We start from the raw sequence: 14,456 nt of genomic DNA, 5'->3' as shown, positions 1-14,456 counted from the left end.
GCCCGCATCATAGACTGGCGACGTTCTTGTCGGGGTGCCTTGCTATGAGGCTGAGATCGGTTAAACCGGATCCCGTTGAACCTGATCAGGTTAGCGCCTGCGTAGGGAACAAGATTGCTCGTCTCCCGGCGAGTCCTCTTGAGTATCGTCCGGGGTCTTTCGTTCAGAAATTGAACGGTCCACGCCTTCGATATTCACAAACGGTCGTTTCTCCCGCTTTGGGGCTGGCGTCCGTCCCCGTCAGGTCACTCCGACAATCAATCCGCCGCTGGATGTCTGGAGAGACCGTGATGACGATAAAAGCAAAAAACGCCACCCATTTGAGTGAATCCGCGCAGGTGGATTCCGGATCGATACAGCCGTTCGCCCGTTCCCGGAAAATCTACGTGCAAGGCTCGCGTCCCGACATTCTCGTGCCGATGCGCGAGATCAGCCTTGACGTGACGCCCACCGACTTCGGCGGGGAAATCAATGCGCCGGTCACCGTCTACGACACTTCCGGCCCTTATACCGATCCCGAGGTCGTGATCGATGTGCGCAAGGGGCTGGCGGACGTGCGCTCGCCCTGGATCGAATCGCGCAACGACACGGAACGCCTCGCCGGATTGAGTTCGAACTTTGGCCAGCAGCGCCTCAACGATGCCGAGCTGACCGCGCTGCGGTTCGCTCACGTGCGCAACCCGCGCCGCGCTCGCGCCGGGGCCAACGTCAGCCAGATGCACTACGCGCGCAAAGGCATCATCACCGCCGAGATGGAATACGTCGCCATCCGCGAAAACATGAAACTTCAGGAAGCCCGCGCCGCCGGCCTGCTGACCCAGCAACACGCCGGGCACAGTTTCGGGGCCAGCATTCCGAAGGAAATTACCCCGGAATTCGTGCGCGAGGAAATCGCCCGGGGCAGGGCGATCATTCCCGCCAACATTAACCACGTCGAGCTGGAACCGATGATCATCGGCCGCAACTTCCTGGTGAAGATCAACGGCAATATCGGCAACAGTGCGCTGGGGTCTTCCATCGAAGAGGAAGTCGCCAAGCTGACCTGGGGGATTCGCTGGGGTTCGGACACCGTCATGGACCTGTCCACCGGCAAGCACATTCACGAAACCCGCGAATGGATCATCCGCAACTCGCCGGTGCCCATCGGTACGGTGCCGATCTACCAGGCGCTGGAAAAAGTCGGCGGCGTGGCCGAGGACCTGACCTGGGAGCTGTTCCGCGACACCCTGATCGAGCAGGCTGAGCAAGGTGTCGACTATTTCACGATCCATGCCGGCGTGCTGCTGCGCTACGTGCCGCTGACCGCCAAGCGGGTCACCGGTATTGTCAGCCGTGGCGGTTCGATCATGGCCAAGTGGTGCCTGGCGCATCACAAGGAAAACTTCCTTTACACCCATTTCGAAGACATCTGCGAAATCATGAAGGCGTACGACGTCAGCTTCTCGCTGGGTGACGGCCTGCGTCCGGGTTCGATTGCCGACGCCAACGACGCCGCGCAGTTCGGCGAGCTGGAAACCCTCGGTGAACTGACCAAAATCGCCTGGAAGCATGACGTGCAGACCATGATCGAAGGTCCGGGGCACGTGCCGATGCAACTGATCAAGGAGAACATGGACAAGCAGCTGGAATGCTGCGACGAGGCACCGTTCTACACGCTCGGTCCGCTGACGACCGATATCGCACCCGGTTATGACCACATCACCTCGGGAATCGGCGCGGCAATGATCGGCTGGTTCGGTTGCGCCATGCTCTGCTACGTCACGCCCAAGGAGCATCTGGGCCTGCCGAACAAGGATGACGTCAAGACCGGCATCATCACCTACAAGATCGCCGCGCACGCGGCCGACCTTGCCAAGGGCCATCCCGGCGCGCAGATCCGTGACAATGCCTTGAGCAAGGCGCGTTTCGAATTCCGCTGGGAAGACCAGTTCAATCTCGGCCTGGACCCGGACACCGCGCGCTCCTTCCATGACGAAACGCTGCCCAAGGATTCGGCCAAGGTCGCGCATTTCTGCTCCATGTGTGGGCCGAAGTTCTGTTCGATGAAGATCACCCAAGAAGTACGCGAGTATGCTGCCAATCAGCGCATTGAAGCGGTAGACGTGGACGTCGCCCAAGGGCTGGCCGAGCAGGCGGAGCGTTTCAGGCAGGAAGGCAGCCAGCTGTACAAGAAAGTCTGAGCCGGCTGAAAACGAAACGAGCGCCGCAAGGGCGCTCGTTTCAAGAGGCTATGACGATCAGCCGCGACCTGGAAACAGCTCCGGCTTGATCACACCGTTGAGCTGCGGATAGGGAATCTTCAGCTCGATGTGGCCCATCGAATAAGGCGCGATGGTCTCTACCGGATATTTCAGAATCACCGCCCCGTAAGTCAGCGCGATGTTCGGGGTGCGCTTGAACGGCCAGGTCTGCATGAACGCGGTGTCCTTGTTCGAGCCGGTCGAAGCCAGCCAGGCCACATGCGCCAGCTCGGCCTTCTGCCAGAACTCGCCTTCCTTGCCCGGCACGACCATATCGGCCAGCGTCAGCACCTTCTGCTGCTGGCGCGAATAGTTGATGAATGCGCGGCCAGGATCGCCATGGGCGCCGCCAGTATCCAGATAGCTCGACAGCTCGACCACGACGATACCGTCATGCTGCTCCCGCACCTTGGCTTGCAGGTAGCTGAAGTTGCGGCCCTGCGCCCGGCTCAGGAACTGCTCCTGGTAATCCTTGATCGACGATGGCAGCGGCGCGTCGGAGTCCGTGCGGGTCAGTTGCAGCAACGTCTTCTGGACGATGGCATCGAGCCTCGGCTCGTCGGGAAAGTGTACGGTATCGATATTCACCAGCGGACAATCGGCCGTGGTGCAACCCGGCTTGATCAGCTCGGAAGCGTCGCGCTCGACCTTCAATGGAGTGCGCATGTTGGGCTTGAAGAGGCTTTGGCAGGCGCCGAGCACCAGGGCCAGGCAAACCAGTGAAGTGATCCTCAGTAACGACATGTTGATCCTTGGCGGTGTCAGTGAATGCGGTTGCAATGCACGTATGCAGGCTGGTTGGACTGCAAAACCGGGCATCGGTTCGCCGCTTGGCGGATTGGATTCGTTTTACGCCACGGGCGTCTAACCTGCATCTCAAAGGGGCTGCATCCGGGTGCCGATGCGCGTTAGGATGGTCCGAAGTCAAAGATGGCTATCAGTGAGAATTCCATGACCCAGACCACTCGATCCGTTCCGACGGCGTTCGAAATCACCCGGCGTGAAAACTGCTTCCAGGGCTTCTATAGACTGGACAAACTCTACGTACGTCACGAACTTTTCGAAGGCGGCATGGGCAAGGAAATCAGTCGGGAGTTGTTCGTGCGGCACGATGCGGTGTGTGTCCTGCCTTATGACGCCAAACGTGACGAAGTGGTGCTCATCGAACAGTTTCGCGTGGGCGCGATGGAAAAGACCGGCAATCCCTGGCTGATCGAGATGGTCGCGGGACTCATCGATAAAGAGGAACAGCCCGAGGAAGTGGCGCACCGCGAAGCGCAGGAAGAGGCCGGTCTGTCGTTCAGTGCCTTGTGGCCGATCACCAAGTACTTTCCGTCACCGGGCGGCAGCGACGAATACGTCCACCTGTTCCTCGGTCAATGCAGCAGCGAAGGCGCGGGCGGCCTGCACGGCCTCGAGTCGGAAGGCGAAGACATTCGCGTGACAGTCTGGTCGTTCGACGATGCCATGCAGGCCGTCGCCGACGGCAAAATCATGAACGCGGCAACCATCATTGCCTTGCAATGGCTGGCCTTGAACCGCACAGAGATAAGGGGATTATGGTCGTGAATCTTTTGCGCGAGCGCTACCGTGTCGACCTCGCCGGGCTGCAAGCCGCCTGCGAGGCCAACTACGCGCGCTTGATGCGTCTGCTGCCCGACATGCGCAACGCCCAGCGTTCGCGTCGGGTAGCCGTAACCCAGGGTGACCAGATGCTCGGCGTACTGGCCGTCGAAGTGCTGGCCGAGTGCCCGTACACCACCACCTTGCAAGTCCGCCAGGAACACAGCCTGCCCTGGCTGCCGGTACCCAGCCTCGAAGTGCAGGTCTACCACGACGCACGCATGGCCGAAGTCATCGGCGCCGAACACGCCCGCCGCTTCCGGGGGATCTATCCGTATCCCAATGCCAACATGCACCAGCCCGATGAAAAAGCGCAGCTGAACCTGTTTCTCGGGGAGTGGCTGAGTCATTGCCTGGCGTGCGGGCATGAGTATGAAGTGGTGCGGTGAGCTGCTCACATCTGCCCGCTTCTCAGGTCGGATGCAGTGTAGGAGCCAGCTTGCTGGCGAACGATAACCCGATCTGCCTGAAACTCTGTGTCGCTCGGTTCTGCTGCCGCTTTGCGGCAGATCGCGGATGAAACGGAACGCCGCCCGGCCGCTCCTACTGGCGCGCGGCGGGTATTCGTGGGAGCCAGCTTGCTGGCGATGGCGGCAGTTCTCCCACCATCAAACCCGGGTGGCATCCCTGCGCGGGTATCTTGAATCTGGTGATTACCGGGTCGAAACGATTTGTCGCCCTCGCGGAAGCTTCGCCAGCAAGCCGGCTCCCACAGGGTGAATGTGACTCAACCCACACTCCCGGGTTTACCCGCTCCCGTTCCCACCACATAATCCCCGCTGAATCCTTTCGGGAGACGGCCTTGCCCAGCTCAGCCCCTTCATCAGTCCTGTTGGTCCAGCTGTCTGACAGTCATTTGTTCGCCGAGCCGGACGGTTCGCTGCTGGGCATGAAAACCCGTGAAAGCCTCGACATGGTCGTGGAACTGGTGCTGGCCGAGCAGGCGGGTATCGACTACGTGATCGCCAGCGGAGATATCTCTCAGGACGGCAGCGTCGAGTCCTACGAAACGTTTCGGCAGATGAGCGGGCGGATTGCCACGCCGGTGCGCTGGTTTCCGGGCAACCACGATGAGCTGCCGCAAATGGAGCTGGTCGCGCGCCAAGGCGATTTGATGAACCCGATCATCGACATAGGTCAGTGGCGGGTAACGCTGCTGGACTCCGCAGTGCCCGGGTCGGTCCCGGGTTTTCTGGAACCCTCGCAGCTGGAGCTGCTGGAGGCATCGCTGGGCGAAGCGCCGGATCGGCATCATCTGGTTAGTCTGCATCACCATCCGGTGGACATCGGTTGCGAATGGATGAAGCCCATCGGGCTGCGCAATGCCGATGCGCTGTTCGCCGTGCTCGATAGATACCCGCAGGTTCGCGCCGTGCTCTGGGGGCATGTGCACCAGGAGTTCGATCAGGTGCGCGAGGGTGTCAGGCTATTGTCTTCACCTTCGACCTGCATTCAGTTCGCGCCGGGCAGCGTGGACTTCAAGGTCGATACCACCGCGCCGGGCTACCGCTGGCTGCGTCTGTACGATGATGGTCAGCTGGAAACCGGCGTGTCCAGAGTGCAGGGCATGACGTTCGAGCCGGACTATGACAGCGCCGGTTACTGAGCGGATGAGGTCATGAAGCGCCAGTCCCTGTAAACTACGCGGCTTTGCCCTGTACCTCAGGAGAATCCGTGTGACCGCTAACGCACCTGCGCTGCTGTACATCCATGGCCTCAACAGCTCGGCCCGTTCGATGAAAGCCCGCCAGTTGACTGCCGTGATGAACTCCCTGGGGCTAGGCGAGCAGTTGCGCGTGCCGGAGCTTCACCATCATCCGCGTCAGGCGCTGCGGCAGCTGGATGAGGCCGTCGCCGCGCTGGGGCGGCCATTACTGGTCGGCAGCTCGCTCGGCGGCTACTATGCGACTCATTTGGCGCACCGCCATGGTCTGAAGGCCGTGCTGATCAACCCGGCGGTCAATCCGCACCAGCTGTTCGACGGCTTTCTGGGCACGCAGCAGAATCTGTATACCGGCGAGCGCTGGGAGCTGACCCACGATCACATCCAGGCGCTCGTCGAACTGGAAGTGCCGGCGCCTCGGGACCCCGAGCGCATTCGGGTATGGCTGCAGACCGGTGATGAAACACTGGACTATCGCCGGGCCGAGCGTTTTTACCGCGATTGCGCGCTGGACATTCAGGCCGGCGGCGACCACAGCTACCAGGGTTTTGCGGCGCGGATCGCCGAGCTGCTGGACTTCGCCGGATTCGACCCGAATCTGAGCCGCAGCATCGACCTGTCAGTGTTGTAAGCGATCGACGTCCGGTCATCCGGATGCAAGAACATCGAACCACCGAATATTCATGAACGATTGAAACGAGAACCCATGGCCAATCCCAGCGCTAGCTCTTATAACGCAGACGCCATCGAAGTCCTCTCGGGCCTCGATCCGGTTCGCAAACGTCCGGGCATGTACACCGACACCGCGCGGCCCAACCATCTGGCCCAGGAAGTCATCGACAACAGTGTCGACGAAGCGCTCGCCGGTCACGCCAGGTCGGTGCAGGTCATTCTGCATGCGGACAACTCCCTGGAAGTCGCGGACGACGGTCGCGGCATGCCGGTCGACATTCACCCCGAAGAAGGCGTGTCCGGGGTCGAGCTGATCCTGACCAAGCTGCACGCGGGCGGCAAGTTCTCCAACAAGAACTACCAGTTTTCCGGCGGCCTTCATGGCGTGGGGATTTCCGTGGTCAACGCGCTTTCCACTCAGGTGCGAGTGCGGGTCAAGCGCGATGGCAACGAATACGAAATGACCTTCGCCGACGGCTTCAAGGCCTCGGAGCTGTCCGTGATCGGCACGGTCGGCAAGCGCAACACCGGCACCAGCGTCTATTTCGCGCCGGACCCCAAGTATTTCGATAGCCCCAAATTCTCGGTCAGCCGCCTCAAGCATGTGCTCAAGGCCAAGGCGGTTCTGTGCCCCGGTCTGTCGGTCAGTTTCGAAGACAAATCCACGGGCGAGAAGGTCGTCTGGCATTACGAAGACGGCTTGCGCTCCTACCTTCAGGATTCGGTCAGCGACTTCCTGCGTCTGCCGGATGAGCCGTTCTGCGGCAGTTTTGCCGGTAACAAGGAAGCGGTCGACTGGGCCTTGTTATGGCTGCCCGAAGGTGGCGACAGCCTTCAGGAAAGCTACGTCAACCTGATCCCGACCGCTCAGGGCGGCACCCACGTCAACGGCCTGCGCCAGGGCCTGCTGGATGCGATGCGCGAGTTCTGCGAGTTCCGCAACCTGCTGCCGCGTGGCGTGAAGCTGGCACCCGAAGACGTCTGGGAGCGCATCGCTTTCGTACTCTCGACCAAGATGCAAGAGCCGCAGTTCTCCGGACAGACCAAGGAGCGACTGTCTTCCCGAGAAGCCGCGGCGTTCGTCTCCGGCGTGGTCAAGGATGCCTTCAGCCTGTGGCTCAACACGCATTCCGATATCGGTCTGCAACTCGCGGAGCTGGCGATCAACAATGCCGGTCGCCGTCTCAAGGCCAGCAAGAAAGTCGAGCGCAAGCGCATCACCCAGGGGCCGGCCTTGCCTGGCAAGCTGGCGGACTGCGCGGGGCAGGACCCGGCGCGTTCCGAGCTGTTCCTGGTAGAGGGCGACTCCGCCGGCGGTTCGGCCAAGCAGGCGCGGGACAAGGAATTCCAGGCAATCCTGCCGTTGCGCGGCAAGATCCTCAACACCTGGGAAGTGGACGGCGGCGAAGTGCTCGCCAGCCAGGAAGTGCACAACATTGCCGTCGCCATCGGCGTCGATCCCGGCGCGGCCGACATGAGCCAGCTGCGCTACGGCAAGATCTGCATTCTCGCCGACGCCGACTCCGACGGCCTGCACATCGCCACGCTACTCTGCGCGCTGTTCGTGCAGCATTTCCGTCCGCTGGTGGATGCCGGACACGTTTACGTCGCCATGCCGCCGCTGTATCGCATCGATCTGGGCAAGGAGATCTTCTACGCCCTGGACGAAAGCGAGCGCGACGGGATTCTCGACCGTCTGGTTGCCGAGAAGAAGCGCGGCAAGCCGCAGGTCACCCGATTCAAGGGGCTGGGTGAGATGAACCCGCCGCAGTTGCGCGAAACCACCATGGACCCCAATACACGCCGGCTGGTGCAGTTGACCCTGGACGACTTCGCAGCGACTTCGGAGATCATGGACATGCTGCTGGCCAAGAAGCGCGCCGGCGATCGCAAGAGCTGGCTGGAGTCCAAGGGCAACCTGGCCGAGGTTCTGGTTTGACGCGAGCCTGGCTGGCCGCCCTCTGGCTGCTGGCCGCGCCCGCGTTCGCCGCGCCGGTCGAGGCATTGAAGCTGGTGTCCGAGCATCCGGTCGACGGCATGATCGGTGGCAATCTGTCGGGGCTGGCGGTGTGCAATGGCCGGCTGTGGACGGTTTCCGACCGTGACGACAAGGTGCTCTACCGGCTCGACACCGCGCAGCGCGTATGGATCGCCGAAGCCCAGGAGTTCGACGCGCCGGCGCCGCACAGCGATCTGCCGTTGAACCTGCGTTCGCTGGCCGGCATGTCCTCGGTGGTACGGGGCGGCAGCATGGACTTCGAAGGCATCAGCTGCGACGCCGCGGGCAATCGCTACGTGGTGAGCGAAGCTTATGGCGCGGTGCTGAAAGTGCCGGTCACTGGTGCCGCGAGCTGGCTGAAACTGCCGGCGGAGCTGGTGGAGCAGGCGCGTGGCAAAGGCATGTTGCACCACTTCAATGCGATCTACGAAGGTCTGGCGGTCGACCCGGTCGGCGACCGGCTGTGGCTGGCCGCCGAGCGTGACAAGCGCGGCCTGCTGGTGGTACGTCGTGAAGGTGACCAATGGGCCTGCGGCAAAAGCTGCATCCTGCTTGCGGAGCCCGAACAGGACACGCCGCCCGCCAAGAGCGGCAAGCCGGTGAATCGGGACTACGCCGATCTTTCCGTGTACGACGGCAAGCTGTACACGCTGGAGCGCTCGGTCTACCGCATCTGCCGCAGAACCCTGGAGACCGGCCAGCTGGAACGCTGCTGGTCGTTCCGCGACGAAGCGCGTCTGCCTTCGCGTCGCTATGACCAGGCATATGGCCTGACCGAAGCGCTGGTGGTGGATGAAAGCGGCGCGTGGGTCGGCACCGACAACAACTTCGGCGCCCGCGCCGATGGCGAAAAACGTCCGGTAGTCTGGCGTTTCGCCGCGCCAAAAGATGGCTGGAGCGCGCCCTGATGAATCAGGCGGTGCCGGGAAGGCGAGCGGGCAAGATCCTGATGATCCTGGCCTGGGCGGCGGGGCTGTTTCTGGCCACCCGCTTTTTCGGTGACTGGGAAGACCGGCAACACAACCCCAACACTGAGGTCAGCTCGCAGCATCGCGAGGGTTATATCGAGGTGCAACTGGCGGGCAATCGTCAGGGGCATTTCGTCAGCTCCGGGCAGATCAATGGCCGACCCGTGCAGTTTCTGATCGACACCGGCGCTACAGATGTCGCCGTGCCCGGAGAACTCGCCGAAAGCCTCGGCCTGCGTCATGGCGCGCCGGTCACGGTCAGTACTGCCAACGGCAGCAGCCGCGGTTATCGAACCACGCTGGACCGCCTGCAACTGGGCGATATCGTGCTGCGCGATGTGCGCGCGCTGGTCGCGCCGGGGCTTGAGGGCGATGAAGTGCTGCTGGGCATGAGCGCAATGAAACAACTCGAATTCACACAGCGTGGCGGCGTCTTGCTGCTGCGCCAGTCAACGCAATGATGAGGCCCGCATGAGCGACTCCCTTGACCTCAGCCTGGACGGCGTAGAACGCCGCTCGCTGGCTGACTTCACCGAACAGGCCTACCTCAACTATTCCATGTACGTGATCATGGACCGCGCGCTGCCGCATATCGGCGACGGCCTCAAGCCTGTGCAGCGCCGTATCGTGTACGCCATGAGCGAACTGGGCCTGGGCGCCGACGCCAAGCACAAGAAATCGGCGCGTACCGTCGGCGACGTGCTCGGCAAGTTCCATCCCCACGGCGATTCGGCCTGTTACGAAGCCATGGTGCTGATGGCCCAGCCGTTCAGCTACCGCTACACGCTGGTGGACGGGCAAGGCAACTGGGGTGCGCCGGACGATCCCAAGTCGTTCGCGGCCATGCGTTATACCGAAGCGCGCCTGTCGCGGTACTCCGAAGTTCTGCTCAGCGAGCTGGGACAAGGGACCGCCGACTGGGTGCCGAACTTCGACGGTACGCTCGATGAGCCGGCGGTGTTGCCGGCGCGCTTGCCGAACATCCTGCTCAACGGCACCACCGGCATCGCCGTCGGCATGGCGACCGACGTGCCGCCGCACAACCTGCGTGAGGTGGCCAGCGCCTGTGTGCGCCTGCTGGACGAGCCGAAAGCCACCATCGAGCAGCTGTGCGAGCACGTACAGGGTCCGGATTACCCGACCGAGGCGGAGATCGTCACTCCGCGTGCCGACTTGCTGAAGATCTACGAGACTGGCCGCGGCTCGGTGCGGATGCGTGCGGTGTATCGCGTCGAAGACGGTGACATCGTCGTCACCGCGCTGCCTCATCAGGTCTCCGGCGCGAAAGTGCTCGAGCAGATCGCCGCGCAGATGCAGGCGAAAAAACTGCCGATGGTCGCCGACCTGCGCGACGAATCCGATCATGAGAACCCGTGCCGCATCGTCATCATCCCGCGCTCCAACCGGATCGACCTGGACGAACTGATGCAGCACCTGTTCGCCACGACCGATCTGGAATCCAGCTATCGGGTGAACATCAACATCATCGGTCTGGACGGCAAGCCGCAGCTCAAGAATCTCAAGGCACTGCTCAGCGAGTGGCTGACCTACCGAATCGGTACAGTGCGCCGCCGCCTGCAATTCCGCCTCGACAAGGTCGAGCATCGTCTGCACCTGTTGGAAGGCTTGCTGACGGCTTACCTGAATCTGGATGAAGTCATTCACATCATCCGCACCGCCGAGCACCCGAAGGCCGAGCTGATCGCGCGTTTCGAACTGTCGGAAATCCAGGCCGACTACATCCTCGACACCCGTCTGCGACAGCTGGCGCGGCTGGAAGAAATGAAGCTGCGCAGCGAGCAGGACGCGCTGCTCAAGGAGCAGGCCAAATTGCTGGCCCTGCTCGGCAGCGAAAGCAAACTGCGCAAGCTGGTCCGCTCCGAGCTGATCGCCGACGCGGAAACCTATGGCGATGACCGTCGCTCGCCGATCGTGGCGCGCGCCGAAGCCAGGGCGCTGTCCGAAAACGAGCTGATGCCGACCGAGCCGGTGACCGTCGTGATGTCGGAAAAAGGCTGGGTGCGCTGCGCCAAGGGCCATGACATCGACGCCACCGGGCTTTCCTACAAGGCGGGCGATGGATTCAAGACCTCGGCCATCGGCCGCTCCAATCAGTTCGCGGTTTTCATCGACTCCACGGGGCGCAGCTATTCGGTTGCGGCCCATACGCTGCCATCCGCACGCGGGCAGGGCGAGCCGCTCACCGGCAAGCTGCAACCGCCGCCGGGCGCAACCTTCGAGTGCGTGCTGCTGCCGGAAGACGATGCGATGTACGTGATTGCGTCCGACGCCGGGTACGGTTTCGTGGTCAAGGGCGAGGACCTGCAAGCCAAGAACAAGGCCGGCAAGGCGCTGTTGAGCCTGCCTAACGGCGCCAAGGTGATTCAGCCGCGTCCGGTTCCGGATCGCGACAACAACTGGCTGGCCGCGGTGACCACCGAGGGCCGTCTGCTGGTGTTCAAGATCAGCGACCTGCCGCAACTGGGCAAGGGCAAGGGCAACAAGATCATCGGCATTCCCGGTGAGCGCGTCGCCAGTCGCGAGGAGTACGTGACCGACCTGGCCGTGGTGTCTCCGGGTGCCACGCTGGTGCTGCAAGCGGGCAAACGGACCCTGTCGCTCAAGCCGGAAGACCTCGAACATTACAAGGGCGAGCGTGGCCGTCGCGGTAATAAACTGCCGCGCGGATTCCAGCGCGTGGATGCGCTGCTGGTTGAAAACGGCGTGAATTGACCCTATAAGTCCAGTGGATTTCGTTATGCCATGAAGTACCACGCATAATCGCTGGAGTCATGACGAATATTCACGGATGATATGTGGCCTTGAGGCACAGGCGTGGCGCGGTGCCTGCATGAGTCTTACAAGTATTTATACTGTGGCCCCTCACGGAGCAGCCACCCTGGATGGGACGATGAATTTTCTACGCCTTCCCCTGGTTTTGTTGATGACGGGCGTTCTGGGGTTGACCGGCTGCGCTGCGCACAAGCCGATGGCGCTGTATCAGCTCGACAGCGGCGAGCCAGGACAGCCTAAGCAGAGCAATGGACTGGCCGTACTGCTGGGTCCCGTTTCGGTTGCCGATTACCTGCAGCGCGAGACGTTCCTGCAGCGCCAGCCGGACGGTACGCTGACAGCTGCGGCGGACGGTCGTTGGGCGGGCAACCTGTCTTCGGACATCGATCAGTTGCTGTTGCGCCAGCTGGCCTGGAAGCTCGACAGTCAACGTGTGGTGCTGGCGCCGGCAGTGGCCAATTTCACACCTGACGTGCAGATCGTGCTGTCGATTACCCGCCTGGACTCCGGAGCCAAACAGCCGGCGGTCCTTGATGCGCAATGGCGACTGCTCGACCGCAAGGGCCATGTCCGCGACAGCCGTCTGGTTCATCTCGAGCAAGTGCACGCTGGCAGCTCCGCCGATCAGGTCAAGGCCCAGGGCATGTTGCTCCAGCGCCTGGCTGAACAGGTCAGCGCGGCGGTCAAGCCGATCTCCTGGCAGCCGGTCGAAGAGCCGAAGAAAGCGCCGGTAGTTCGCGCCAAAGAGCCGGAAAAACCAAGGATTCCCCTCGCTTCACCGATCCGCACCGATCTGGAAGTGTTCCGCTTCTAAACCGAGCAGACACAAAAAAGCCCGCAGCAATGCGGGCTTTTTGTGCGCAATGTCCCGTAGGAGCCAGCTTGCTGGCGATGCATTTTCATCCAATGCATTTTCGTTGCGTGAAGAACGCATCGCCAGCAAGCTGGCTCCTACCGCGCCTCATGCATCCGCGCCAGTTGGCGTTCGAGCATGGACGGGTAGGGCTCCATCAGACGTTCGACGCAGCAGGCGCCTTCCGGGCTTGCGATGGGGCGGATACGCGCGCGCTGACGGATCAGAGCGTCATCGTTTATCTTGCGCTCCACCAGCAGTAGGTTGCGGCTGTGTTGCGACAGGGCAAGCGCATCCTGGGCGGTTTCGGTCAGCAGCAGATCGATCTGGCTCAGACCGGCAAGGCCCTCGCCCAGCGTCAGCCCTAATTGCAGTTGCAGCGTGATACCGCTGTCGGCGACTTCGATCTGCAAGGCGTGACTCAGCGCACGCAACAGCTCGCCGCAGCAGATGGCATTGGTGAGGTAGTCGTCGCCGCTTTCGTAGCTATGAAACAGCATCAGCGTGCTGCCGTCATTGAGCGTATGCACTTCGCCTTCGTACAAGGACGCGGCCTGATCCAGGCAGTTGCGATAGCGTTGCAGCAGCTCGGTGAGCCGGGCCTTGGGAAGGCGACGCAGTTGATCCTGTGCACCCAGCTGGACCGCCAGCACCGCGCTGGGCTGTGGCTCGCCCGGCACTTCGGGTTCGGGCGCGGGGCGCACCATCGGCGCGGCGTCCGCGCCGTCGCGCAGGTCGGCGAACGGATCGTCCTCGTCGTCTTCATCTTCCTCGGCAACCAGTCGGCGCTGCACCGGCGGCGCGGCAAGCCGTGGCTTGTCGGCAACGACCGCGCTGCGCGGCGCAGGTGCCGGCGCTGGCGCGTCGTCCTCGTCCAGATAAACCTCGTCCGCGTCTTCGACGTATTCGGGTTCGGGTTCCGGCTCGGGTTCCGGTACTGGAGGCGCGAACGAAGTCCGCAGCTGGCGCGCCAGATCGCCGACTTCGTCCTGGCGGTCGGTGGCCGGAGTATAAGGATCGATGTCGCGCAGCCAGATGCGCAGCTGCATCAGCGGCGTCGAGATGTGACGACCCAGGCGCAGGCTGAGGGCCAGCGCCAGTGCCAGCAGAATCCCCGCCAGAATGCCCATGCTTTGCAGGCTGATGGTCATTGGCTGCTGGAACTGCGACATGTCCAGACTGATACGCAGGTGACCCGCCATCACATCCTGGAAGGTGATCTTGATCTCATATAGCCCCTGAGCTTCGCCCAGCAGGCCGTTTTTCGGCCGCTGGCCCGCTTCGGCGAGGATGCGATTGTCGACGCTGTAGATCGCGGCGTGCGCCACCAAAGGGTTCTTGACCAGATTGCCGAGCAGCACGTTGAGGCTGAGGATGTCGTTGGACACCAGCAGCTCGGTCGCGGAAGTCGCGGTCTGGGTGGTCAGGGCCTGCCCCAGCGCATCGGCCTGCTCGTGCATGGCCTGCTTGAACTGCAGCCCCATGACACCGGCATAGATCACCAGCGCCAGAGCGACGAGGATCACGTTGTGGCTGGCGATACGCAAAGCAATCGGAACACGGCGGTGACGCAGTGCGCGAAAGATCAGCAGGAAGAAATTATCGGATTTGACGGGCGTGGGCCGATTCACAGAGCACGGCTCTT

General features: G+C 62.3%; 12 protein-coding genes and 1 riboswitch. Of the genes, 10 read left to right on the top strand and 2 right to left on the bottom strand.

Going from position 1 to position 14,456, the window contains the following annotated elements; genetic code table 11:
- Positions 1–20 precede the first annotated feature (20 nt).
- Positions 21–125, top strand: a riboswitch (TPP riboswitch).
- Positions 126–290: 165 nt separating this feature from the next.
- A complete protein-coding gene (thiC, locus tag TRP66_RS14080; protein ID WP_333403666.1) occupies positions 291–2,180 on the top strand; it encodes a phosphomethylpyrimidine synthase ThiC in 1,890 nt (629 codons plus the stop codon).
- 57 nt (positions 2,181–2,237) lie between these two features.
- Here the strand turns inward: thiC and TRP66_RS14075 are convergent, their stop codons facing one another.
- Entirely contained in the window at positions 2,238–2,984 is a 747-nt protein-coding gene (locus TRP66_RS14075; protein WP_333403664.1) for an RsiV family protein, read from the bottom strand.
- 207 nt (positions 2,985–3,191) lie between these two features.
- Here TRP66_RS14075 and TRP66_RS14070 point away from each other — a divergent pair, with 207 nt between their 5' ends.
- The 9 genes from TRP66_RS14070 to TRP66_RS14030 all read left to right on the top strand — a co-directional run bounded on the left by TRP66_RS14070 (position 3,192) and on the right by TRP66_RS14030 (position 12,772).
- Entirely contained in the window at positions 3,192–3,809 is a 618-nt protein-coding gene (locus TRP66_RS14070) for an NUDIX domain-containing protein (protein ID WP_333403662.1), read from the top strand.
- Complete coding sequence (locus TRP66_RS14065; RefSeq protein WP_333403660.1) at positions 3,800–4,252, top strand: DUF1249 domain-containing protein; 453 nt, start codon at positions 3,800–3,802, stop codon at positions 4,250–4,252. Before TRP66_RS14070 ends, TRP66_RS14065 begins: the two co-directional genes overlap by 10 nt.
- A gap of 413 nt (positions 4,253–4,665) precedes the next feature.
- The gene (cpdA, locus tag TRP66_RS14060; protein WP_333403658.1) at positions 4,666–5,469 is read left to right on the top strand and encodes a 3',5'-cyclic-AMP phosphodiesterase; all 804 of its coding nucleotides are present in this window, start codon (positions 4,666–4,668) and stop codon (positions 5,467–5,469) included.
- 70 nt (positions 5,470–5,539) lie between these two features.
- Positions 5,540–6,157, top strand: coding sequence for a YqiA/YcfP family alpha/beta fold hydrolase (locus tag TRP66_RS14055; protein ID WP_333403657.1), 618 nt, complete (start codon positions 5,540–5,542; stop codon positions 6,155–6,157).
- Positions 6,158–6,232: 75 nt separating this feature from the next.
- The gene (gene parE / locus TRP66_RS14050) at positions 6,233–8,137 is read left to right on the top strand and encodes a DNA topoisomerase IV subunit B (protein WP_333403654.1); all 1,905 of its coding nucleotides are present in this window, start codon (positions 6,233–6,235) and stop codon (positions 8,135–8,137) included.
- Positions 8,134–9,105 carry an esterase-like activity of phytase family protein gene (locus TRP66_RS14045; protein WP_333403653.1) on the top strand — a complete coding sequence of 324 codons (972 nt, stop codon included), beginning with the start codon at positions 8,134–8,136 and terminating at the stop codon, positions 9,103–9,105. The genes parE and TRP66_RS14045 overlap by 4 nt, the downstream gene beginning before the upstream one ends.
- The gene (locus TRP66_RS14040; protein WP_333403651.1) at positions 9,105–9,626 is read left to right on the top strand and encodes a retropepsin-like aspartic protease family protein; all 522 of its coding nucleotides are present in this window, start codon (positions 9,105–9,107) and stop codon (positions 9,624–9,626) included. Before TRP66_RS14045 ends, TRP66_RS14040 begins: the two co-directional genes overlap by 1 nt.
- A 10-nt stretch (positions 9,627–9,636) precedes the next feature.
- Positions 9,637–11,898, top strand: coding sequence for a DNA topoisomerase IV subunit A (gene parC, locus TRP66_RS14035; RefSeq protein ID WP_333403649.1), 2,262 nt, complete (start codon positions 9,637–9,639; stop codon positions 11,896–11,898).
- Between the two features lie 178 nt (positions 11,899–12,076).
- On the top strand, positions 12,077–12,772 hold the full coding sequence (locus TRP66_RS14030; protein ID WP_333403647.1) for a PqiC family protein: 696 nt from the start codon (positions 12,077–12,079) through the stop codon (positions 12,770–12,772).
- 137 nt (positions 12,773–12,909) lie between these two features.
- On the opposite strand, the gene TRP66_RS14025 is transcribed toward TRP66_RS14030, so the two are convergent.
- Positions 12,910–14,442 (bottom strand): histidine kinase, encoded by a 1,533-nt coding sequence (locus TRP66_RS14025; RefSeq protein WP_333403645.1) that lies wholly within the window; start codon positions 14,440–14,442, stop codon positions 12,910–12,912.
- Positions 14,443–14,456 lie beyond the last annotated feature (14 nt).

This window comes from Pseudomonas sp. JDS28PS106 (assembly GCF_036706555.1).
GTDB lineage: Bacteria > Pseudomonadota > Gammaproteobacteria > Pseudomonadales > Pseudomonadaceae > Aquipseudomonas.
Note: the sequence above shows the minus strand (reverse complement) of the source record. Positions and strands in the feature narration are given on the sequence as shown.